This window comes from Bacillus sp. GM2 (genome assembly GCF_056155945.1).
Genome location: NZ_JBRKSZ010000007.1, coordinates 1365431 through 1385746, shown reverse-complemented (window position 1 = coordinate 1385746; position 20316 = coordinate 1365431). Strand labels below are relative to the sequence as shown.

Below are 20316 nucleotides of genomic sequence, written 5' to 3'. Positions count from 1 at the left end.
AATGCAATTCACGATTTGTATCGGTCTATTTTATATTTTTTTAATAGTCTTTTTGTTTTTTTACAAATTTCTCATTAAAAATACAGACTGATAGACATATTGACAAAAATCAATACTTTTTTCGCGCGCTCGAGATGCCGGATGCTTTTTTTGCAAAGGTTTGCGTTTCAATTTTTCGGAAATACGATGATCAGTTGTTTTAAAATCAGAGGTTCATGGTGAAAAACAGCGAGAAGGAGTTGACTGGATATGCTGCATGTGCTGAAACAGCCCGAATAGACGCCGTAACATGCGGATTTCCGTACCGTTTTACAGCCGCTTTCTTTTTCTCTCGGATCAAACGGTCAACAGATGGACAAGCCAGCATTCAAGTTGAGGATGTAAAAACTGTGTATTCATATTCATTAGTTTACCGGAAATCGCCGATCAATCCTCATCTATTGCCTAATCGAAAAGCAAAGATCAGGATCACTCATACATTTCTACATTTCAGCACAAATTCCTCCAAGAAACCATAAATTGACTATATCACACATTTTTTTTGCCAACATCCGGAATTGGGAGCATCTTTTATTTAGATCGAACGGCGTTTTACTATTTCATTTATAGATTCTTTTTTCCCGTCTTAATGTAACGATAATTAGAAAAATAAAACTTAATGCTCATTAATTTTTGTATATTAATAGTCTTAATAGGCTATTAAAAAACACATAAAAAACTTCCGGTTGATTACCGCCGCTTTCATGCATGTTTCCTCCTTTTATGGCGCATTTTAAGACATGGAGGTGAATCTTCTTGGCTATTCAAAAAATATGTCAATATTTATGTACGTGTTTAGGAATCCTTTCTCTTTCCTTTATTTATGTGCAAATGTTTAAAAAAACAAAACAGACGAAAAAAGATTGAACAGACATTTATTGCATTTTATACATAACGTGTTATAATTTCTCTCGTTATCCAAAAGAAACGGGGAACTGATATGAGGGAAACAAAGGATTTGCGGGAGAAAACAAGACAGTTTTTAACGATTTTAATTCCGATTTTGATTACGCAAGCGGGACTGTCGCTCATTACGGTTCTCGATACGGTGATGTCAGGCAAAGTCAGTGCCGCAGACCTCGCCGGGGTCGCAATCGGCTCGAGTTTGTGGACCCCCGTTTATACAGGGCTTGCCGGCATTTTGACGGCTGTAACACCGATGGTCGCCCAGCTGATGGGGGCCAAGCGGCAAAAGGATGTCCCTTATACTGTTATTCAATCGGTCTATGTGGCCGGGATCATCAGCATTGCTGTCATCGTTTCCGGGTACTTACTGATTGATCCGGTGCTTGAGAACCTCGATCTTGAACAGAAGGTAGCGGTTATCGCAAAGCAATATTTAATCTGCATCGGGCTCGGCATATTGCCGCTGTTTGTTTACAATGTGATGCGCTGCTTTATTGATTCACTCGGAAAAACGCGGGTGACGATGCTGATTACGCTCTGTTCTCTGCCCATTAATTTTATTTTGAATTATTTGTTCATTTTCGGGAACTTCGGCTTTCCAAAGCTTGGAGGAGCAGGAGCCGGTATGGCTTCCGCCATCACATATTGGTGCATTTGTCTGATCTCTTTATACATCGTCCACAAAAAGACGCCGTTTCACCAGTTTAGGATTTTTGGAACATTCTATTCATTTTCTTTTGCTGAAAGTATGAAGCTGCTGAAGATCGGGATTCCGATCGGTTTCGCCATCTTCTTTGAGACGAGTATATTCGCAGCTGTCACTTTGCTGATGAGCCATTTTGACACGGTCACGATCGCTTCCCATCAGGCGGCAATGAATTTCGCTTCGCTTCTTTACATGCTTCCATTGAGCGTATCGATGACACTGACAATTGTCGTCGGCTTTGAGGCCGGAGCAAAACGGTTTAAAGACTCGAGAACCTACAGCTATCTCGGCATTTCAATAGCGGTCGGTTTTTCATTATTCACCGCACTCATCATTTTACTGTTCAGAGAGCAAATCGCCGGTTTGTATGCGGCTGACCGGGATGTGCTGCTTCTGACAAAGGACTTCTTGCTGTATGCGTTGTTTTTTCAGCTGTCAGATGCCATCGCCGCGCCGATTCAAGGAGCGCTCAGAGGATATAAAGATGTCAACTACACGCTTGTTACCGCTCTCGTCTCGTATTGGATTATCGGGCTTCCGGTCGGTTTTGTGATCGGAACGTATACTTCATTCGGAGCTTTCGGGTACTGGATCGGACTGATCACGGGGCTCGCAGCCGGTGCAGTCGGGCTGTTCTTCAGGCTCAAACGCATTCAAAACCGCTATATTCACACTCAAAGCGTATAAAAAGGTGCCGGGCTCATATGCCCGACACCTTTTTTGACCATTTTAATCATTCCATTGATAGGTCCAAAATGTTTCTTTTTCAAACCATGTCTCAACAACCGGCTCGCCATTGGCGAGTTTTTGCTCTATTTCTTTCATAAAGCCGCCTGTTTGAGATTTATGCGCTTTGAGCGCGTTCATTTTAATATCTGCGGCTTCTTTGATATCAAGAACGACGTCAGGCTTGCCAAGAACCTCTTCTCTGTGGTGGGTGATGGCCATGCATAAGACGCGCGGCCGGTCTTCTTTCTTTTTCCGCGATAATGCCCTGATAACCGCGGCACCGCACGCATCATGGTCAGGATGAACACCGTGTCCCGGATAAAACGTCACAACAAGGCTCGGGTTTACATCATCGATGATAGCCTCTATTCGATCGGCCAGTTTTTCTTCATCCTCGAATTCGAGCGTTTTGTCGCGGTATCCGAGCATGCGCAAGTCCTGTACATCCATTTCCCTGCAGGCGTCGATCAGCTCTTGCTTTCTGAGCAGCGGAAGGGTTTCCCTGTTGGCAAAAAGCGGGTCTCCCATATTTCTTCCCATCTCGCCCAGCGTCAGGCACGCGTATGTGACAGGTATATCTTCTTTTCGGTTTAAGGCGATCAAGCCGGCGACTCCGAAAGATTCATCGTCAGGATGCGGCAAGATCACGAGTAAATGTTTTTTCATCTATAACACCTTCTTTTTAGACTGCAAATGGCTTTTTGCTGATTTGAAGCGAAATGGCGAGTTTGCCGCCCGGCAAATAGCCGGCGAGAAGCAATCTTCCTTCATCATCAACCGTATAATCCGTCAGGCCTTCGGCGTAGATCCAGCCGTCTTCGATTTTCAAACCGGCGCGAAATGGCCCCTCACCCGTGATTTTAGCCCGGGAGCAGGTCACCTTCGCGTTTCTGATATACGCCACCACGGTCATGTTCTGCTCATCTTTATGCGCGGAATACGATCCGGTTGTCGTCTCCAAATGAATGTAAACAGGCTGGTTTAAAAATGTTTCCAAAGAAGCCTGCACATCTTCTTTTATTATTGCTTTCATGTTACTCCCTGCTTTCTTCGTTTGTTAATAACTCTAATCGTTCCGTATGCCATTCAATCAGCTTGAGCTTCATATCTGGTTCCAATTGTGAATTCACAATGCGCCGGATTGATTGATAGTATTTTTCATGCTTCGTCTTTCTGAGCCTTGGATGGGTGCGGAGGTCGTTCAGCTCATCATCAATCGCCCGATAAAGCGCCTGCCTGCCTTCTCCGTCCATCGTCCGGTTTTTCCAAAGGGTTTTATACGCCCGGAAAAGCTCTAATTCGTCTGCCATGACGGAATAACCTCCGAATTGCTTCAATAATGTTTAATTATACATAATCGGTGCTTATTGAAAAGAAAAAGGGCTTACGGATGAAAGGAATTTTTTCTTTTCAAAAATACTTTCTCCGGTTTCTTCCATTGAAATTGCGAAAGTGTAAACAAAATCAGCGCCGCCCATATGCAGGTAAACGTAAAGACCTTGCTGCTGCTGAACGGTTCATGGTAGACGAAAACGCCTAAGCATAATGTAATGGTCGGAGCGATATATTGCAAAATGCCAACTTGATAAAGCGGAAGTTTTTTCGCACCTTCCGCAAATAAAAGCAGCGGAATCGCGGTTAACACTCCTGCCAAAAACAGCAGCACCATCATGCCGATGCTCCCTGAAGCGGCTTGAGCCTTTTCCGGATGGCTGAGGAACAGCAGGTAGATCGCTGCAACCGGAGCGATCATCATCGTTTCCAGGGTAAGCCCTATGGCGCTTGAGAGCGATGTCCGCTTTTTCGCCAGTCCGTAGAGCCCGAAGCTGAATGCAAGTATCAGGGCGATGTACGGCACGGAACCGTACTGGAAGGCGGAAATAAGCACGCCGAAAGCTGCGAGAAGAACTGCCGCTCCCTGCATCCGCGTCAGCTTTTCCTTTAAAAAGACAATTCCGAGCACGATCGATACGAGCGGATTGATGTAGTAGCCCAGGCTCGCTTCAAGAATATAGCCGTTGCTGATAGCCCATATGTAGACATACCAATTGATCGAAATCAGAACGGACGACAAAATGAGCGGTACAAATTCCTTTCGGTTTCCCGAAAGCGCGCGAAATGCTTTGACTCCGTTTTTCCACTGCCGCAAAACGAGAAGCACGCCGCACATGAAAACAAATGACCAGATAATCCGGTGCGCCAGTATATCGAGCGCAGCCGTCTGATCGAGCACTTTCCAATATAAAGGAAGGAGCCCCCACAGCAGATATGAGAGCGCTGTGTAAATGATTCCTTTCGTTTGAGATGAATGATTCATGTCTGTTTCTTTCCTTTCTTCTCATCACTTTCCGCACTTTTTTGCATATACTGTACCGTCTATGTGAAAGGAAGTGTGATCGTGTTTGATTGGCAACGCTTTTTTCCATTTCAGCAGTTTTCCAAGGACGGATTAAAAAACGCTGACCCGAAAGATGTGGAGCAATATATCCACCACATGATGAAAAGTGTTTTCGGACCGGGGTATGCAGTTCAATTTCCTTTTCGTGACCCTCTCTCAAAAGAAACACCGGCGGCAGATGAATCTGATCCGATTGATATTTTTGAAACGACAAGCCATGTATTTGTTAAAGTACCGCTCACCAAAGAACAGCTTAACCTTCTGAAAATTAAACATACTTCACAAACCCTGATCATAGAAAACTACCCTGAAAAAGGGCGGCAGGAAAAAGTCGTTCTCCCCTCTCTAGTACGCAGAAAGGGTACGAAAGCAATATTTAAAGACGGCATTTTGGAAGTGATGTTCTTAAAAAATGAGGACTTTAACCTGTCTGAAATCGACATCACGTTTTGAAAACGGCCAGCTTGGAGAAGCAGGCTGTTTTTTTCTTCCTGTACCATCTTAACACTAGTCCTCTTGGATGATCATCTCATTTGCCTGACATCAGGCTGTGCCTTTACATTTCGACAGTGTTAGTCATTATTCCTTAAAAAGTCCCTGTAACTATTTCCTCTTTCGGCTGCTGTCAGTTAGTCCTTATAATGATAATGGTTCTCAATTTATAAAACAGGAGGATGGATATGAAAAAGAAAATCAGCCTATTGATCACAGCGATGTTTTTGACGATCCTTTGTTTTTCACCTCAAGCTTCTGCAGCATACAACTCACTGCATACGGGCTACGCCACTTATACGGGGTCAGGTTACTCCGGCGGTGCATTGCTTTTGGATCCGATTCCGTCCAATATGAAGATCACCGCTTTAAATCCGACAGATATGAATTACCGCGGAGTGAAAGCAGCTCTTGCCGGCGCCTATCTGCGGGTTGAAGGGCCGAAAGGAAAAACGACCGTCTATGTGACCGATCTGTATCCTGAAGGCGCGCCGGGAGCTCTTGACCTTTCACCGAACGCTTTTCGCGAGATCGGCGATATGAAAGACGGCAAAATCAACATTAAATGGCGTGTAGTCAAAGCGCCGATTACCGGCAATTTCACTTTCCGGATCAAAGAAGGCAGCAGCCAGTGGTGGGCGGCGATCCAAGTCAGAAATCACAAATATCCCGTCATGAAAATGGAATATTACAAAGACGGAAAGTGGATCAACATGGAGAAAACGGACTACAACCATTTCGTCAGCACCAATCTCGGGACAAGTCCGCTTAAAGTCAGAATTACAGATATCCGAGGAAAAGTCGTAAAAGACACGATAAAAAAACTGCCGGAAAACGGGACGTCAAGCGCATATACCGTACCTGGAAAAGTACAGTTCCCTGACTGATCGATCCGGAAAGAATGAGACGGCGGCCAAAGGCGAAAAGATTCGCAAGCTTTGGCCGCCGCTTCATATTGGACATCCGGCATTTAGATGCCAGCAACAATTGGCTTATTGATCAATAGCCCGGTCCCGCCCCTCTGTATGGAGCTGCGCCCGGAACACCTCCGTACGGAACGGCCCCAGGAGCTGCCCCGTAGCCGTAAAAAGGCGCGCCGCCGTAAGGTCCCGGGTATGGCGGCGGGTAAGCGTAAGGCCTTGGGTAGTTAAAAATCGCGCTTCCGAGAAATCCGCCCAGCAATCCGCCGACAAGCGGCGCTCCAAAACCCCAGAATAACGGGAATCTGGCCGGGTATCCGGCAGGACCTGATCTCGAATAAAGCATATGAGGGTTCATTGGCTTTTATCCTCCTTTATGTCTGCCTATAGTAAAGGTATTCATAAAGTCGGGAAACGTTTGGGCTATTCTTCATAAATCATTTTTTTTGTCATTCCGCCGTCCACTGTCAAGTTTGTACCGGTAACAAAGCGATTGTCCGGATCGGTCAAATAAAAGCATGCTTTGACGATATCCTGAGGGCGGCCGACCCTGTTTGACAAATGCTGCCCGTGGTCAATAGGCCGCAGGGCAGTATCATCCCCGGTTTCGATCCATCCCGGGGAAATGCTGTTGACGACGATTGAATCTTTGCTTAAAGACGCTGCCAATGCGTGAGTCAAAGCGATTAAGCCCCCTTTTGACGCGGCATAGGCTTCCGAGTCCGGCTCGGACATAAACGCCCTTGTCGAAGCGATATTAACGATGGCTCCGCCTGTTTTCGCTTCTTTCATTTGTTTGGCGGCTTCTCTTGCGCAAAGAAACGCGCCTTTCAAATTGGTATTCAGAACATCGTCCCATTCTTCCGCCATCAAGTCATAAGGGGACTTCCAAACTGATCTGCCCGCGTTATTAATAAGCGCCGATATCGAACGGCCGTTTCGGGAAGCTTCCTGCATCAGCCGTTTCACATCTTCTTCAGATCCTACATCACAAGCTGCAAACTGAACCCGCGCTCCGGAAGCGGTCAGCTCTTTTTCAAGCTGTTCACCATCTTCCTTCAGTACGTCGGCGAATACGACGATAAAACCTTTTTGAGCATAGGCGGCCACTAGGTCTCTTCCGATGCCTTTGGCCCCGCCTGTAATGACGACTGTTTCTTTACTAGTCAATCCGGTCAGCTCCCTTCCGGATCGCAATGATGTTCGGCCCAGGTTTGTATCTCTCTGAGGACAGGCTCTAGCGCCGTTCCCTTGTCTGTCAATTGATAGATGACTTTTACCGGCGTTTCCGGCAGCACTTGGCGCTCGACTATTTTGCAGTGTTCGAGCTCTTTTAAACGTTCAGCCAGCATTTTTTGGCTAATCATCGGTATCATTTCGGTCAAGTCTTTAAACCGTTTAGGTCCATCCAATAATACATGGATGATCAATCCATTCCATCGTTTGCCGAGTAAAGAAAAGGCGGCTTCCATTCTAGGACACATTGTAAACCCCAATTCTCTCACCCCTCCATATCCAGTTGACAAATATAATGTGTGCCATTAAAATACTCATTAAAGTTACAAAAAGTAAGTTTCTAACTTTTTGTCTAACTCTATCATAACATGTTTAGCCCAAAGGAGGAAGTCACATGTCTTCACAAGAAAACACCGCTCTCAACATTCTGGAAGAGCGTACTTCGATTAAAGAATATGACACAAGCGTTTCCATTTCCAAAGAGGAGCTGACAAAGCTGCTGAGCGTCACAACAAAGGCTCCGTCAGCCTGGAATCTGCAGCACTGGCATTTTACAGTCTTCCACAGCCAGGAATCAAAAGATAAGCTCCTTCCGATTGCGTTCAACCAAAAACAAGTCAGCCAGGCATCTGCGGTTGTAGCCGTGCTTGGAGACTTACAAGCGAACCTGAACGGTGAAGCCGTATACGGCCCTCTGACAGAAGCAGGTTATATGACTGAAGACATTAAAAACACGCTGCTCGGACAAATCAACGGCGCTTATCAAAACAGCGGATTTGCAAGAGACGCCGCCTTTACAAACGCATCGCTCGCGGCCATGCAGCTGATGATTGCAGCTAAAGCAATGGGCTATGACACATGCGCGATGGGCGGCTTTGACAAGCAAGCGTTCGTTAAAGAATTCAATATTGATGAACGCTATGTACCGGTCATGCTGATTTCGATCGGAAAACCGGTCAAACCTGCGCACAAAAGCAATCGTTTTGATGTGTCTGACGTATCTACATGGCTCTAAATATGCTAAAAACCTTAGTCCCCAAAAAGGACTAAGGTTTATTTTTATGCTTTTATATGCTTTTCATACCAGATTTTCGCCTGGTCGATCTCGCTGTGTGTCAGCTGATGGCCGCCGCTTTCCCAGTGAAGGAGCACTTGGGCGCCGGCGTTTGTGAAATAGTCGGCAAGCTCGCTTGATTCCTGCGGCGGACAGAGCGGGTCAGTTTTGCCGGCTCCGATGAACACGGGCAGGCCTGTCATATCGGGGAGCTTGCGATTTCTAAACGGAACCATCGGATGATGCAAAATTGCCCCTTTCAGTACACGTTCATGACGGAACAGCAGACTTCCCGCGATATTGGCGCCGTTTGAATAGCCGATTGCGACCACCCGGCTCCTGTCAAAGTGAAATTCATTAGCGGCTTCATCTAAAAACGTTTTTAATTCATCCGTCCGGTCGATCAAATCTTTCTCGTCAAACACCCCTTCTCTCAAGCGCCTGAAAAACCGGGGCATTCCGTTTTCCAGCACATTTCCCCTGACTCCGAGCAAATTTGCATCGGAATCAATCATCCTGCCGATCGGCAGAAGATCGTGTTCGTTTCCCCCTGTTCCATGCAATAACAACAGGGTGGTATCCGAATTCCCTTTCTCATATATATGATTCATTTCCTTTCACTCCTTTTCCCATTTTGTTTCCGCGATGTCATTGCGCCAGTCTTTCCAGCGGTTCATCAATCAAAAAGCCCCCGTTCGCCCGTCTCTTTCCCATTCATTTACTCAGGAATCTCCTGTGTAGTGATCCCCTTCATTCTGTTTTATCTCGAATTCGAGATATTAATTATTGTAAAGTTATACTTTCGAATATGCAAGTCAGAACGGCTGTTTAAATAATTTAAAAAATCACTTTTTTCTAATAATTATCTTGTGATTAAATCTGACAACTGCTATGATTATGAACATTAAAATCGCTAAAGGAGGAAAAAAGGTGAATCAACAGCTTTTTAAATGGGTTCTGTTCATCATCCCTTTTATCGGGCAGCTTGCCTTGCTGCCATTTGTAAACCGGATTGATCCGATCGTTTTCGGACTTCCATTTTTTCATTTTTGGCTGGTGCTGTGGATTGTGCTGACACCGATGATCACATTTGCGGTTTACAGATTTGAGAAAAGAAACGGAGGTTATGAGTGATGCAGGGAAATTTAACCGCGCTCCTCATTACCGCCGGCATTATTTTGACCGTGGTCTGTATCGGGTTTATCGCCGGCAGCAATAAGCAGTCGCGGAAATCGGTTGAAGAGTGGTCCGTCGGCGGAAGGCGGTTCGGAGGGCTGCTCGTCTGGTTTCTTGTAGGTGCCGACTTGTATACGGCTTACACGTTTTTAGGATTGACAAGCACCGCTTTTACAAGCGGGAGCGTCGCTTTTTTCGCAATTCCTTATTCGGTTTTGGCCTATTTCATTGCCTACTTTTTTCTGCCGAAGATTTGGAAGGTGGCGAAAGTACACCAGCTCACAACGCTGGCCGATTACGCAAGGGAACGCTTCAGCAGCAAGCTCCTGTCTTCGCTTGTTGCGATTGTCGGCGTCTTAATGCTGATCCCGTATATCTGCCTGCAGCTCAGCGGAATTCAGGATACACTTCAAGTCGCGGGTACAGGGTTTATTAACGTCAATGTCGTCGTAATCATTTCGTTCGTCCTTGTCGCGCTTTATACGTTTTTCAGCGGCATCAAAGGTCCTACATATACCGCCATTATTAAAGACATTTTAGTTTGGGTGATGATGCTGTTTATGGTCGTTTCGTTGCCGCTCATCCATTTTAACGGCTGGACGCCGATGATTGACAAGCTGGCAAATGAAGCACCGCATATGCTGACAATCCCTTCTGACGGACCTCGCGGAATCGCCTGGTTCATCACGGCATCGATCGTTTCCGCGTTGGCTCTGTTCATGTGGGCCCATGCGGCGACAGGCGTTTTCACGGCGAACAGCGCGGATGCACTCAGAAAAAACAGTATGTTTCTGCCGCTGTACAATATTGTATTGATTTTAGTCATTTTCTTAGGCTTTATCGCATTTCTCGTACTTCCTGATGACATTAATCCGAGATTTGCATTGCTGTATTTAATTCAAAGTTCCTACGGCGGCGTCACGCAAGGATTCGCCTATTCAACGATTGCCCTGGCAAGTCTGATCCCGTGTTCGATTATGGCGATTGGGGCGTCCAACCTGTTCGCTAACAATTTATACCGCGATTTGATCAACCCCCGCGTTTCAGGACAAAGACTGACGATCATCACCCGCTCGATGGTATTCGTCGTCATCGGCCTGGCCCTTTTATTCGGAATGCTGTTCCCGGCAGCGCTTGTAACGCTTCAGCTTCTCGGTGTATCAGGCATGGTGCAGATATTCCCTGCCATCGTCATCAGCCTGTTCTGGAAAAACCAGACGAAGGAAGCGACGATCATCGGTCTCCTCATCGGCCTTGCCGTTACATTTACCGTTTATTTGACAGGAGCCACTTTCGGCATTTACGAAGGCTTCTGGGGGCTTGCCGCCAACCTTTTGACTGTTGTCTTGTTGAATCCGTTATTTGTGAAAAATGTAAAACACAATTCTGTGATCAACTATTTGTTCCATACTAAGAAGAATGTGCAAAAAAGCGCTTGATCACTAAAAAAACCCTTACGCTCCGTGTGAGCGTAAGGGCTTCTTTTATTTCTCTTTTTTTAAGATCTCAATCGCTTTATCTAGCTGCGTATCATTGTCGGCAAGCTTATCTTGCAGCTTGCTTGTCATGCTGATTGTCGTCTCGCCCGTTAGGATGCCTGTCGCTTTCAGCTTTTGGTCTTTTTGATAAGCCTTAACGGCAGCCTCCGTCTGTGCGTCGAATGCCCCTGTCGCATTCAGCTTATAGCCGAGCGCTTGGAGCATTTGCTGGGCGGCTTTCACTTCGTCTCCGGTGCTGCCTGCCTTATACTCTTTTTTGGAGTCCAGGTACGGCAGTTTGGCATAGCTTGGGAGCTCTGCTTTATATTGAGGTTTGATTCCTTTTTCGTGAATCCAGTCTCCATTTGGCGTCAGCCACTTGGCAATCGTCAGCTTGACGGTCGATCCGTCGGAGAAGCTCTCCGCATTTTGAACCGTTCCTTTTCCAAACGTATTTTCACCCACAATCGGGATGCCTGAAGACTGGTGAAGTGCTGCGGCCATGATCTCAGCGGCGCTTGCCGTTCCTCCGTTGACGAGAACGACAGTTGGCTTGTTCACTTTTCGTTCCTTCTCAGCTTTGTACACTTCTTTTTTTCCGTTTTTGGATTCAACCTGCATAATGGTTTTGCCTTTATCGACAAACAGGTTGCTCATCATAATCGCTTGGTCCATGAGGCCGCCGGGATTGCCTCTGAGGTCAAGCACGAATCGTTCCGCACCTTTTTCAGACAAGTCATCAATGGCTTTCGTCAGTTCCTTTGCGGTATTTTCAGAGAAAGACGTAATTTGGATTTCACCGATGTTGCCGTCGATCATTTTGGAGTAAACGGTTTCGATCGGAATCGTATCCCGCTTAATCGTAACATCGATTTGGCCGACGCCTCCCCTGTTGAGAACAAGCTTGACATTCGTGCCTTTTTTGCCGCGGATCATTGCTGTCGCTTCGTTGACGGTCTTGCCTTTTACGCTTTTGCCGTCCACTTTCTGAATTTCATCATGCGGCTTTAAGCCGGCTTTTTCTGCGGGAGATCCTTTAATAGGCGCGACGATTAGAATTTGTCCATTTTTTTCTTCTACTTGGGCGCCGATTCCTTCAAAAGAAGAGGTAATGCTTTCTTCAAAGCTTTTAGCTTCTTTCTTATCCATGTATGTTGAATATGGATCATCTAAAGCTCCAAGCATCCCTTTAATCGCCCCGTCAGTCAGCTTTTCATCGTCTGCATTTTGATAATAGTCACTCTTGATTTTGTCGTACGCCGCCATCAGCTTTTCGAATTTCTCGGAGTCTGAAGCGGAATATACTGAACCGCCGCTGCCTTTGCCCACCAGATAAAGCGTCAGTGCGGAGGCGGCGACAGCCGTAATCAATACAGCCAAAAAGAGTTTTAACTGTTGTTTCAAACGAACACCACCTTTTCTTCTTACCATATTATCATGGACGAATCTTTATTCGTCAACTCGAATCACTCAGGATCCGATTTTCCGGGCTGCTGGCATTCGATCATTTTTCAACCATTATTCCGCTTTTGCATATGCATACAAAAAAGGAGGGATTTCAATTTGAGCGATTATTTAGACATGCTCGCCAGCTTCGGCGTCTCATCCGCTCATCCCGGCGGGATGTCCCTGTCAAAGGCAGTGCTCGCCAAAGCCGGCCTCGACCCTGAGCAACCGATTCTTGATGCAGGCTGCGGAACCGGCCAGACCGCCGCTTATTTGGGGCAGCTGCTGTTTCCTGTCACTGCTCTTGATGCCGACCCGGTCATGATCGACAAAGCCCGACAGCGTTTTAAAAAAGAACAGCTATCCATTCCGGTTGTCCACTCTCCCCTCGAGGAAATGCCGTTTCAGTCTGAAAGCTTTGCCTGTGTATTATCTGAATCTGTACTGAGCTTCACAAATATCCGGTCTGCTTTACAGGAAATCCGGCGGATTTTAAAACCCGGAGGGACGCTGATCGCGATCGAAGTCTGCCTTAAGGAAGGCAACAATCTGACAGACGAAGCCAAAAAAGAAATCACGGACTTTTACGGATTCACCGCTTTATATGCCGAGGATGAATGGGTTCATGTTCTTCGGGAAGAAGGATTTTCAAAGGTTAACATCATCCCTGTCCTATTGGAAGACGCAGCAGATCCCGATGACGCCGTTGAAATGGATCTATCGCCTTCGATTTCCGACAAAAACTATGAAACAATGGAAAAACACCTGCATTACCTGGAAAAATACCGGGATTCTCTTGATCATATTATTTTGATATCACATCTATAAACCATCATTTGTCCTCCTTCTTTCGTCCAACCTTTTCTATTGAATCCGTCATAAGCTGACTAGGAATAGATTAGAAGATGGAAGGAGCATTCAAGTGGACCGATACTATAGGTTTTGCCACCAAAATGTTGGCAGAGTTGCGAGAATCACCGACAAAAGAGGCCGCGTCCATGTCGGAAGAATCGTCCGTGTATCACCAAGCAAAGTGTATATCGCCCCGATGATCAGACGGGGAGGCCGCGGATTCGCCTACGGATATTACGGCGGCGGATGGGGTTGGGGTCCTGTATACGGACTTGGACTCGGTTTAATTGCCGGTGTGGCCCTAGCAGGTTTGTTTTTTTGGTAACATGAAAAGGCCGATTCATATCGGCCCTTTCCCTTTTATATCTTTTTCACCTGTTTAAAATACTCTTCAAGCGTCAAGTCGTGTTCCTGAATGACTTTAGCCGCTTTTTTGCCTACATAGCGCAGGTGCCAAGGTTCATACTTATATTTCGTAATGTCTTCTTTGTTTTTCGGATAACGGATGATATAGCCGTATTTATAGGCGTTCTTCTCGACCCATTGTCCGTCTTTCGTATTGCCGAAGTCCTCTGATAAGGCGAAGCCGTTGCTTTTGCTGGAAATATCCATCGCAAGTCCTGTCTGATGCTCACTTTGACCCGGATATGCCACAGCTTCTTTCGCCTTTTCTTCACCCTTTTGGCTGACTTCGTTGTTATAGATCGCTTTTTGTCTGTCATAGGATCTGTAGCCGGACACCGCAGCCAGTTCATAGCCTTCTTTCTTAGCGGCGCTGAACATCTCTTCAAGTGCTTTGGCGGCTTCTTTTCTGATATACCGCTTGTCGATATCCTCGGTAAAAGAAAACGCGACATCAGGCACTGTCAGGTCGCTCGGTGCATAGTTGCCGGGAAGCGCGTATTCTTTATTGACGAGCGCTAGTATGTTTTCCGGATTTTGAATCGTCGGCAGCCCGTCTACATCTTTAATTTGATTAAAATACTTGCTTTCGAGTATGAAGTCCTGATCTTCCAGGCTGCTGTCAGCCTTTTGGTCTTTTGCATCTTTGCTTGCATTTGCAGTGTTCTGTGTTTTAGCCGTGTCATTTTACTTCTGTTCGGTCATGGTACATCCTGTGCCAAGCAGGACCGCTGCACTCAGCAATGAAGCAATTGTCACGTATTTGTACTTTCCGTTCATTTGAATCCATCCTTTTTCAGTGCATGTATCTGGTTACAAAGCGGTATCCAGAGCCAGCAGAATCATATCATTAAAGGTCGTCTGTCTTTCTTCCGCCGTTGTTTCTTCGCCGGTAATGACGTGATCGCTGACCGTTAAAATGGAGAGAGCTTTTCGGCCGAATTTCGCAGCTAATGTATAAAGCGCCGTCGTTTCCATCTCGACCGCAAGCACTCCGTGTTTGGCAAGCTTCTCAATTTGGCTGTCGTCATTATAGAATTGATCAGCCGTAAACACGTTCCCTGCCGTAACCGGGATGTTCCGCTCACTTGCAGCGTCATAAGCAGCTTTTAACAGGCCGAAGTCTGCGCAAGGCGCAAAGTCGATCGAACCGAATGCCACTCTGTTGATTTGCGAATCGGTTGATGAAGTCATTGCCAGAATGACATCTCTTACATTGACGTCTTTTCTGATCGCACCGCACGAGCCGACGCGGATCAGATTTTTCACATCATAGCTTCTGATCAGTTCATTAACATAAATTGAAATAGACGGCACACCCATGCCCGTCCCCTGTACGGAAACGCGCTTTCCTTTATAAGTGCCCGTAAAGCCGTACATTCCCCGTACTTCGTTATAACATTCAACGTTTTCCAAATATGTATCAGCGATATATTTTGCACGCAGCGGGTCTCCTGGGAGCAGCACCGTTTCTGCAATTTGTCCTTTTTCTGCGCCAATATGTACGCTCATGAATATTCCTCCTGCCTTTTTAAAGCTGATTGGTGATGATGATTGCAGCATCCACTCGCATATGTATTATAAACCAACATCGCGGAAAAAGAAAATAAAGCCCTGCTCCGCTTCGGCATCATTCTTTTGTTGTCATGTTTAAAAAAGGACAGGCATACCTTTAAAAAAGAATCATTACGATTAGCTATTTCAGGATGGAGGAAAAGCGATGTTTCGTTCACTTAACAGTTATTTAATCGACTTTACCGGGCTTGTCGTCATCGGTGTTTTGATATGCCTTGTAACAGCCGGCGGATCGTTCGCCGCAGGCCTCCCCTTCCAGATTCCGGCTTCCGTTCAGCAGCTGAATACGATTTTCATCAGCATTTTAATCGAAGCCCTTCCCTTTGTGTTAATCGGGGTATTGATCGCCGGTTTCATCCAGATCTTTGTGACTGAAGAGCACATTCGCTCGCTTTTTCCGAAAAACAGGTTTTCAGGAGTCATTGTCAGCTGTTTGCTCGGCGCTTGTTTTCCGGCTTGCGAATGCGGAATTGTCCCGATCGTGAGAAGGCTCGTCTCAAAAGGCGTTCCCATCTACGCCGGTGTCGGCTTTCTGTTGACAGGTCCGCTGATCAATCCGATTGTCATCTTATCCACTTTTATGGCATTTGGCAATGATTTGCGAATGGCCCTTTTAAGGGTTGCTGTCGGTTTTGCCGCAGCGGTCATCATCGCTTTTGCGATCAGCATGATGTTCCGCTCCAGCCAGCTGAAAACGGAAAGCCGCAAGACAGCTGCACACTGCACCCATCCCGGCAGACAATCCCTTTTTACGGAAAAGCTATTTGATATGCTGAAACATGCTGTTGACGAATTCTTTGATATGGGGAGGTTTCTGATTATCGGCGCTTTAGTTGCCGCGCTTGTGCAAACCTACCTCCCGTTAAAATCGCTGTTTCTGTTCGGAGGGGGCATGCTTGACTCGGCATTGGTCATGATGGGACTGGCTTACTTTTTATCACTGTGCTCTGAAGCGGATGCATTTATCGGCGCTTCCTTCTCCAATTTGTTTCCTTCTTCGTCCATCCTTGCTTTTCTCGTGTACGGACCAATGCTCGATTTAAAAAATACGGTCATGATGCTGCATGTGTTTAAGCCGAAGTTCGTCATTTGTTTGTCTGTTCTGATCACCGTTGTTGTCTATGGTTGTATCAAATTTGTCAGTTTGCTGTAGAAAGGAGGTTTCACCAATGGTTTTTCAGCCTCGGCAATTTTTGCGCGCCCTCGTGTTGGCGGCCTTTTCCGTCTTGATTTTCAAGCTTCATTACACAGGGGAAATTGATAAGCTGATCAATCCGAAATACGATTACACAAGCCTCATCGCCGCAGGTGTGTTTGCGTTTCTGTTTATCATTCAGCTGACAAGGATCTGGACGGTGAAGGATGACCACACTGGAGATTGCGGCTGCGGACATGATCATGGCGAGTCAAAACCTTTTTTCATCAGACTGATGCATAATGGCATAATCGCTCTTCCCCTTATCACCGGATTCACCCTTGCCCCGGCTGTACTGAATTCGTCTGTCGCCGCCAATAAAGGGACGATGCTCACCAAAACGGAGATCGCCCCTCAAACCGAAGGCGAAAAGGAACATGTCATGACACCGGAGATTCAGCAGGGGCTCGCCGATTCAGCAATGCCGAAGTCGGCGTATGACCGGAAGATGGAGCAATTTAAACATGAAAAGCGAATTGTCATGAATGACGATATGTTTGCAGACTATTATGATGAAGTGACAAGCCGTCTTGATCATTACATTGGAAAGGAGATCAAGGTCAAAGGCTTCGTCCATAAGGAAGCGGGGCTGAGCGTACGCCAGCTCGTGCTGTCCCGATTTATGATCACGCACTGCATCGCAGACGCCAGCCTGATCGGGTTTCTCGCCGAATGGAACGGCGCAGAACAATTGCAGCCTGATACATGGATTGAATTGGAAGGTACGCTCGGCAAAGCATCTTATAACGGCGCTGTCATCCCGATCATCCGCACGAAACGATGGAAGGAGATCAGCGAGCCGGAGGAGCCGTATGTCTACCCGGCCGCAATCAATATGACAGAATAAAGACGACTTTCTCCTGGATAAATAGCGGGGCGTTTAGTCATCCTATTTTTGAGGAAGGAGGTCATAAATGATGGGCAAAAAACAGCGAAACAGAGTCACCGGACTGAAAAAGAACAACCACATCCCGACAAAGGACGTCATCGAGGCAGAGGATGCACACGAAAAGGAATTCAGCGCCAGAAAACGAAAGAATACAACATAAAAAAACTGCGGACAGCGCTTCCGCAGTTTTTTCAGCTTTACGATGACTGCAGCAAAATGCGGTTGATTTTGCTCCATCCCGTAGACAGCAGTTTATAATAGGTTTTTCCCTTTCTTCCTTCATCGATTAAAACGATGTCGCCTGTTGCAAGGAATCTCGCCTTGTAATCATTCGGCACCGTGTCATAAACATTGAAATTGGAAAATGTCCGCTCCAGCACATCTTCATGGGTTCTGCCGTTTATTTCCGTTCTGTAAACCATTTCATATCCCTTATCTTCACCAAAGCAAGGCGTTTGAAAAATCGTCACATCATAAGGTGTCAGCTTCTTTTTAAACATTTGAAACATTAACGGCAATACAGATCCCTCCTTTTTTTATACAATTGGCGTTTCGCGGCTCAATCCCTTTGACTACTTTTGTCGAACAAGCGGGGACTTTTCGCCAATTTTTTTGAAGATGAAAAACAGCGCCAGACCGAGAGAAAATCCTGAGATGACATCTGTCATATAATGAACGCCGAGATACATGCGGCTAATGCCGATGAGTCCGACGATAAGCCCTGTCCACATGTAAAGTGCGCGGCTGCGTTGTTGAAAAAAAGGAATGCAGAGCAAAAGGAGATATGCGATAAACGGATATATGCTCGCCGCATTCATTGAATGGCCGCTCGGAAAGCTGTGTGACGGTTCGTGCACGAGCGGGTTTATCGCAGGGCGCTCTCTGGCAATCCAGCCTTTTAAAGCTTCATTGGCCGTTCTCTCAACGAAAAACAGCAAATAAAGATACAGTGATGCCGCTGCTTTTTTATAGACGGCAAGTACCAAAGTTAAAGCAAGCATCAGCGGCAGCATGAAACCGCTTGATCCAAGCTCTGTCACCGCTTTAAAAAACGCTGTGAGAACCGGGTGTCTGACAGATTCGAGAGCTTGTATCACGCTCACATCAAACGATTGAACCGCCGGGATGCGGATAAGAATGGCCATGATTGCAAAGACAGCGGCTGAAAATAGTGCTTTATACATTGAAAAAATCAGTGCCTCCTTGTCATTGTTTTTAAACATTTTACACCCGGCTCCCCCGCCGGGCAAATATATAAGAAAAACCGGAGCATTTGCGCCCCGGTCCCCTTTTTCAATCCTCTATATGCTCATCTATCATACATTTTGCAATCAGATAATCAAAGGTGATATCGGCAATTTCGAACAGTTCGTCCTCGCTCGGTATGTAGCCTCTTCTTGTCAGCTCTAGATAAAAAAAATCAGCGATTTCTTCTGTATCTATCATCAATTCAATTTCTTTCATTGTGATCGCCTCCTTATTCTGATGTATGAGCTGGCATCCGGTTTTATAACCGGTTTGTCATAATGTTTGTCCTCTGTCATATACATGTCGTAACAAGACAAAAGCCGGAAGGGGAAAGAAAATGATCCAAAAAACGCTTGAAGCAATTGACGGAGAAGGGTTTGACCTGGTGTTGGGGAAGGTCTTGAAAGCCATGTTCGGCCTGATTGTGTTCGGCTGTTTTCCTTACTTTTTATACTTGGTGTTTATCATTTGAAATATTCTTTCAGGCTGCTTAACACAAACTCCATCATTTCTTTATATTCCGCATCCTGAAACATTTCATACAATACTTTATAGTCATTGTAAATATCAAGCAGCTCATCCACGACAGCAACAGCCATGTTGCGCTCATGTTCCTGCTCCTCGGGATCCCCCGCAAATGGCAGAAACACCTTTTCAGATATCGGTTCATCAAGCTCTTGTCCGGCTTCGCCGACATAATGAACAAACAGAAGCTGATGGACAAACTGGTCCATTTCGTAAGTTCTGAGGACGAGCGTTAAATCTTCTTCTTCGGTTTCAAGCCATTCCCCGTCTTTCAAACGGGTCAGCTCGTAAATGATATCTTCCCAGCCATCCTCCACATATCTCCAAATTTCCGTTCTGTGCCCGGTGATTTTAAACAATTCTTTGCCGTAATCTTTTACATAGACGACATCCCCGATTAAAAATTCATATTCGATGTCAAGCTTTTCCGTATCGACAATGACCCCGTCATAATCTTTGTAGAGCTGAAGAGAAGTCTCAAAATAAAGCACTTCATTATGATTGACTTCATACAAAAAATGCTTATCGATTTTATGAACTTTTGTAATCGTTCCGACCGTCCCGTACATCACGACAACGACAACATCCCCGACTTTGAATTTTGGCGCGTTTGACTTCATATTTGGATTCCCCCTTGCCTTGAAGCTTCCGTGTTACGCTTATCGTATGCTGAGTGCTGTTAATTCGCATGGGCTAAGGTTCCAAAGCCCGATGAGTTTTCCGAAAAGCCCAGCCGGCCCGGGAGAACGCAAAAAAATCCGCAGTTCTGAAATAACTGCGGATTTTTTATCGCTTTGTTTCCGAAATATATTGCTCCCAAGCCTCATCAAATTTCGTCATTGACGATAAATAATCCCCATTAAGCTCAAGGTAAGAGCTGATTTCATCGTAATGAGTTGATGTCTTGGGAAATCCGTGATCAAGATAAGCGTGGTTCGCAAATTCGCTGATCGCGTCCTTCGGTTTCGGATGGCGGTATTTCATTAAATAATGGTAAAAAGACTTCACGGTCTCCCCTCCTGTCCTCTTTTGATGTTCTATTATACAGGG

At 45.9% G+C, this 20316-nt stretch carries 27 protein-coding genes and 1 pseudogene; 12 read left to right on the top strand and 16 right to left on the bottom strand.

Annotated features, from left to right (window positions below):
- Positions 1-979: 979 nt before the first annotated feature.
- Positions 980-2338, top strand: a complete 1359-nt coding sequence (locus ACVC9U_RS08070) for an MATE family efflux transporter (RefSeq protein ID WP_075754203.1) — start codon at positions 980-982, stop codon at positions 2336-2338.
- A gap of 42 nt (positions 2339-2380) precedes the next feature.
- Here the strand turns inward: ACVC9U_RS08070 and bshB2 are convergent, their stop codons facing one another.
- From bshB2 to rarD, 4 genes are all read right to left on the bottom strand, one after another.
- The gene (bshB2, locus tag ACVC9U_RS08065; protein WP_075754201.1) at positions 2381-3046 is read right to left on the bottom strand and encodes a bacillithiol biosynthesis deacetylase BshB2; all 666 of its coding nucleotides are present in this window, start codon (positions 3044-3046) and stop codon (positions 2381-2383) included.
- Positions 3047-3062: 16 nt separating this feature from the next.
- Positions 3063-3413, bottom strand: a complete 351-nt coding sequence (locus tag ACVC9U_RS08060) for a YojF family protein (RefSeq protein WP_020451827.1) — start codon at positions 3411-3413, stop codon at positions 3063-3065.
- Position 3414: 1 nt separating this feature from the next.
- Positions 3415-3690, bottom strand: coding sequence for a hypothetical protein (locus ACVC9U_RS08055; protein ID WP_075754199.1), 276 nt, complete (start codon positions 3688-3690; stop codon positions 3415-3417).
- A gap of 74 nt (positions 3691-3764) precedes the next feature.
- Positions 3765-4697: an EamA family transporter RarD gene (rarD, locus tag ACVC9U_RS08050; protein WP_441390518.1), complete on the bottom strand. Its 933-nt coding sequence runs from the start codon at positions 4695-4697 to the stop codon at positions 3765-3767.
- A gap of 81 nt (positions 4698-4778) precedes the next feature.
- On the opposite strand from rarD, the gene ACVC9U_RS08045 reads away from it, so the two are divergent.
- Complete coding sequence (locus tag ACVC9U_RS08045) at positions 4779-5231, top strand: spore gernimation protein GerT (RefSeq protein ID WP_065643852.1); 453 nt, start codon at positions 4779-4781, stop codon at positions 5229-5231.
- Positions 5232-5458: 227 nt separating this feature from the next.
- A complete protein-coding gene (exlX, locus tag ACVC9U_RS08040; protein WP_441390516.1) occupies positions 5459-6157 on the top strand; it encodes an expansin ExlX in 699 nt (232 codons plus the stop codon).
- A gap of 112 nt (positions 6158-6269) precedes the next feature.
- Here the strand turns inward: exlX and ACVC9U_RS08035 are convergent, their stop codons facing one another.
- From ACVC9U_RS08035 to yodB, 3 genes are all read right to left on the bottom strand, one after another.
- A complete protein-coding gene (locus ACVC9U_RS08035; protein WP_145651261.1) occupies positions 6270-6548 on the bottom strand; it encodes a hypothetical protein in 279 nt (92 codons plus the stop codon).
- Positions 6549-6613: 65 nt separating this feature from the next.
- Entirely contained in the window at positions 6614-7360 is a 747-nt protein-coding gene (locus ACVC9U_RS08030) for an SDR family oxidoreductase (protein WP_145651260.1), read from the bottom strand.
- Positions 7361-7365: 5 nt separating this feature from the next.
- Complete coding sequence (gene yodB, locus ACVC9U_RS08025) at positions 7366-7686, bottom strand: transcriptional regulator YodB (protein ID WP_145651259.1); 321 nt, start codon at positions 7684-7686, stop codon at positions 7366-7368.
- Positions 7687-7820: 134 nt separating this feature from the next.
- Here yodB and ACVC9U_RS08020 point away from each other — a divergent pair, with 134 nt between their 5' ends.
- A complete protein-coding gene (locus ACVC9U_RS08020) occupies positions 7821-8441 on the top strand; it encodes a nitroreductase family protein (protein ID WP_065643847.1) in 621 nt (206 codons plus the stop codon).
- A 44-nt stretch (positions 8442-8485) separates the two neighbouring features.
- Here the strand turns inward: ACVC9U_RS08020 and ACVC9U_RS08015 are convergent, their stop codons facing one another.
- Positions 8486-9091, bottom strand: coding sequence for an alpha/beta hydrolase (locus tag ACVC9U_RS08015; protein ID WP_145651258.1), 606 nt, complete (start codon positions 9089-9091; stop codon positions 8486-8488).
- Positions 9092-9410: 319 nt separating this feature from the next.
- On the opposite strand from ACVC9U_RS08015, the gene ACVC9U_RS08010 reads away from it, so the two are divergent.
- Positions 9411-9614: a DUF3311 domain-containing protein gene (locus ACVC9U_RS08010; protein WP_441390512.1), complete on the top strand. Its 204-nt coding sequence runs from the start codon at positions 9411-9413 to the stop codon at positions 9612-9614.
- The gene (locus tag ACVC9U_RS08005) at positions 9614-11095 is read left to right on the top strand and encodes a sodium:solute symporter family protein (protein WP_441390510.1); all 1482 of its coding nucleotides are present in this window, start codon (positions 9614-9616) and stop codon (positions 11093-11095) included. The genes ACVC9U_RS08010 and ACVC9U_RS08005 overlap by 1 nt, the downstream gene beginning before the upstream one ends.
- A 45-nt stretch (positions 11096-11140) precedes the next feature.
- Here the strand turns inward: ACVC9U_RS08005 and ACVC9U_RS08000 are convergent, their stop codons facing one another.
- Positions 11141-12538 carry a S41 family peptidase gene (locus ACVC9U_RS08000; RefSeq protein WP_441390508.1) on the bottom strand — a complete coding sequence of 466 codons (1398 nt, stop codon included), beginning with the start codon at positions 12536-12538 and terminating at the stop codon, positions 11141-11143.
- Between the two features lie 159 nt (positions 12539-12697).
- On the opposite strand from ACVC9U_RS08000, the gene ACVC9U_RS07995 reads away from it, so the two are divergent.
- Both ACVC9U_RS07995 and ACVC9U_RS07990 read left to right on the top strand, forming a co-directional pair.
- Positions 12698-13408, top strand: coding sequence for a class I SAM-dependent methyltransferase (locus ACVC9U_RS07995; RefSeq protein WP_441390506.1), 711 nt, complete (start codon positions 12698-12700; stop codon positions 13406-13408).
- Between the two features lie 94 nt (positions 13409-13502).
- Positions 13503-13757, top strand: a complete 255-nt coding sequence (locus ACVC9U_RS07990; RefSeq protein ID WP_165427258.1) for a hypothetical protein — start codon at positions 13503-13505, stop codon at positions 13755-13757.
- Positions 13758-13792: 35 nt separating this feature from the next.
- Here ACVC9U_RS07990 and ACVC9U_RS07985 read toward each other — a convergent pair.
- Positions 13793-14434 (bottom strand): annotated as a pseudogene (locus tag ACVC9U_RS07985) (M15 family metallopeptidase); the annotation flags it as partial.
- 213 nt (positions 14435-14647) lie between these two features.
- Positions 14648-15346: a purine-nucleoside phosphorylase gene (gene deoD / locus ACVC9U_RS07980; RefSeq protein WP_003182742.1), complete on the bottom strand. Its 699-nt coding sequence runs from the start codon at positions 15344-15346 to the stop codon at positions 14648-14650.
- Between the two features lie 208 nt (positions 15347-15554).
- Between deoD and ACVC9U_RS07975 the strand changes: the two genes are divergently transcribed.
- From ACVC9U_RS07975 to ACVC9U_RS07965, 3 genes are all read left to right on the top strand, one after another.
- Positions 15555-16562 carry a permease gene (locus ACVC9U_RS07975; RefSeq protein ID WP_441390503.1) on the top strand — a complete coding sequence of 336 codons (1008 nt, stop codon included), beginning with the start codon at positions 15555-15557 and terminating at the stop codon, positions 16560-16562.
- A 16-nt stretch (positions 16563-16578) separates the two neighbouring features.
- Positions 16579-17451, top strand: coding sequence for a TIGR03943 family putative permease subunit (locus tag ACVC9U_RS07970; RefSeq protein WP_441390501.1), 873 nt, complete (start codon positions 16579-16581; stop codon positions 17449-17451).
- Positions 17452-17521: 70 nt separating this feature from the next.
- A complete protein-coding gene (locus ACVC9U_RS07965) occupies positions 17522-17653 on the top strand; it encodes a hypothetical protein (protein ID WP_441390499.1) in 132 nt (43 codons plus the stop codon).
- Positions 17654-17690: 37 nt separating this feature from the next.
- Here the strand turns inward: ACVC9U_RS07965 and ACVC9U_RS07960 are convergent, their stop codons facing one another.
- From ACVC9U_RS07960 to ACVC9U_RS07950, 3 genes are all read right to left on the bottom strand, one after another.
- Complete coding sequence (locus ACVC9U_RS07960; RefSeq protein ID WP_441391216.1) at positions 17691-18002, bottom strand: YodL domain-containing protein; 312 nt, start codon at positions 18000-18002, stop codon at positions 17691-17693.
- A 63-nt stretch (positions 18003-18065) separates the two neighbouring features.
- Complete coding sequence (locus ACVC9U_RS07955) at positions 18066-18677, bottom strand: phosphatase PAP2 family protein (protein ID WP_441390497.1); 612 nt, start codon at positions 18675-18677, stop codon at positions 18066-18068.
- Positions 18678-18786: 109 nt separating this feature from the next.
- Positions 18787-18957: a YozD family protein gene (locus ACVC9U_RS07950; protein ID WP_020451846.1), complete on the bottom strand. Its 171-nt coding sequence runs from the start codon at positions 18955-18957 to the stop codon at positions 18787-18789.
- Positions 18958-19078: 121 nt separating this feature from the next.
- On the opposite strand from ACVC9U_RS07950, the gene ACVC9U_RS07945 reads away from it, so the two are divergent.
- Positions 19079-19213, top strand: coding sequence for a hypothetical protein (locus ACVC9U_RS07945; protein ID WP_441390495.1), 135 nt, complete (start codon positions 19079-19081; stop codon positions 19211-19213).
- On the opposite strand, the gene ACVC9U_RS07940 is transcribed toward ACVC9U_RS07945, so the two are convergent.
- Positions 19206-19886, bottom strand: a complete 681-nt coding sequence (locus ACVC9U_RS07940; RefSeq protein WP_043054349.1) for a hypothetical protein — start codon at positions 19884-19886, stop codon at positions 19206-19208. The genes ACVC9U_RS07945 and ACVC9U_RS07940 overlap by 8 nt on opposite strands.
- 166 nt (positions 19887-20052) lie before the next feature.
- Positions 20053-20274, bottom strand: a complete 222-nt coding sequence (locus ACVC9U_RS07935) for a YozE family protein (protein WP_441390493.1) — start codon at positions 20272-20274, stop codon at positions 20053-20055.
- Between the last annotated feature and the right edge of the window lie 42 nt (positions 20275-20316).

What these genes read in the sequence shown, in the direction of transcription:
- ACVC9U_RS08070 (WP_075754203.1), top strand. Translation starts at nt 980, where the DNA reads ATGAGGGAAACAAAGGATTTGCGGGAGAAAACAAGACAGTTTTTAACG.
- bshB2 (WP_075754201.1), bottom strand. Translation starts at nt 3,046, where the DNA reads ATGAAAAAACATTTACTCGTGATCTTGCCGCATCCTGACGATGAATCT.
- ACVC9U_RS08060 (WP_020451827.1), bottom strand. Translation starts at nt 3,413, where the DNA reads ATGAAAGCAATAATAAAAGAAGATGTGCAGGCTTCTTTGGAAACATTT.
- ACVC9U_RS08055 (WP_075754199.1), bottom strand. Translation starts at nt 3,690, where the DNA reads ATGGCAGACGAATTAGAGCTTTTCCGGGCGTATAAAACCCTTTGGAAA.
- rarD (WP_441390518.1), bottom strand. Translation starts at nt 4,697, where the DNA reads ATGAATCATTCATCTCAAACGAAAGGAATCATTTACACAGCGCTCTCA.
- exlX (WP_441390516.1), top strand. Translation starts at nt 5,459, where the DNA reads ATGAAAAAGAAAATCAGCCTATTGATCACAGCGATGTTTTTGACGATC.
- ACVC9U_RS08035 (WP_145651261.1), bottom strand. Translation starts at nt 6,548, where the DNA reads ATGAACCCTCATATGCTTTATTCGAGATCAGGTCCTGCCGGATACCCG.
- ACVC9U_RS08020 (WP_065643847.1), top strand. Translation starts at nt 7,821, where the DNA reads ATGTCTTCACAAGAAAACACCGCTCTCAACATTCTGGAAGAGCGTACT.
- ACVC9U_RS08015 (WP_145651258.1), bottom strand. Translation starts at nt 9,091, where the DNA reads ATGAATCATATATATGAGAAAGGGAATTCGGATACCACCCTGTTGTTA.
- ACVC9U_RS08005 (WP_441390510.1), top strand. Translation starts at nt 9,614, where the DNA reads ATGCAGGGAAATTTAACCGCGCTCCTCATTACCGCCGGCATTATTTTG.
- deoD (WP_003182742.1), bottom strand. Translation starts at nt 15,346, where the DNA reads ATGAGCGTACATATTGGCGCAGAAAAAGGACAAATTGCAGAAACGGTG.
- ACVC9U_RS07975 (WP_441390503.1), top strand. Translation starts at nt 15,555, where the DNA reads ATGTTTCGTTCACTTAACAGTTATTTAATCGACTTTACCGGGCTTGTC.
- ACVC9U_RS07970 (WP_441390501.1), top strand. Translation starts at nt 16,579, where the DNA reads ATGGTTTTTCAGCCTCGGCAATTTTTGCGCGCCCTCGTGTTGGCGGCC.
- ACVC9U_RS07965 (WP_441390499.1), top strand. Translation starts at nt 17,522, where the DNA reads ATGGGCAAAAAACAGCGAAACAGAGTCACCGGACTGAAAAAGAACAAC.
- ACVC9U_RS07960 (WP_441391216.1), bottom strand. Translation starts at nt 18,002, where the DNA reads ATGTTTCAAATGTTTAAAAAGAAGCTGACACCTTATGATGTGACGATT.
- ACVC9U_RS07955 (WP_441390497.1), bottom strand. Translation starts at nt 18,677, where the DNA reads ATGTATAAAGCACTATTTTCAGCCGCTGTCTTTGCAATCATGGCCATT.
- ACVC9U_RS07950 (WP_020451846.1), bottom strand. Translation starts at nt 18,957, where the DNA reads ATGAAAGAAATTGAATTGATGATAGATACAGAAGAAATCGCTGATTTT.
- ACVC9U_RS07945 (WP_441390495.1), top strand. Translation starts at nt 19,079, where the DNA reads ATGATCCAAAAAACGCTTGAAGCAATTGACGGAGAAGGGTTTGACCTG.
- ACVC9U_RS07940 (WP_043054349.1), bottom strand. Translation starts at nt 19,886, where the DNA reads ATGAAGTCAAACGCGCCAAAATTCAAAGTCGGGGATGTTGTCGTTGTC.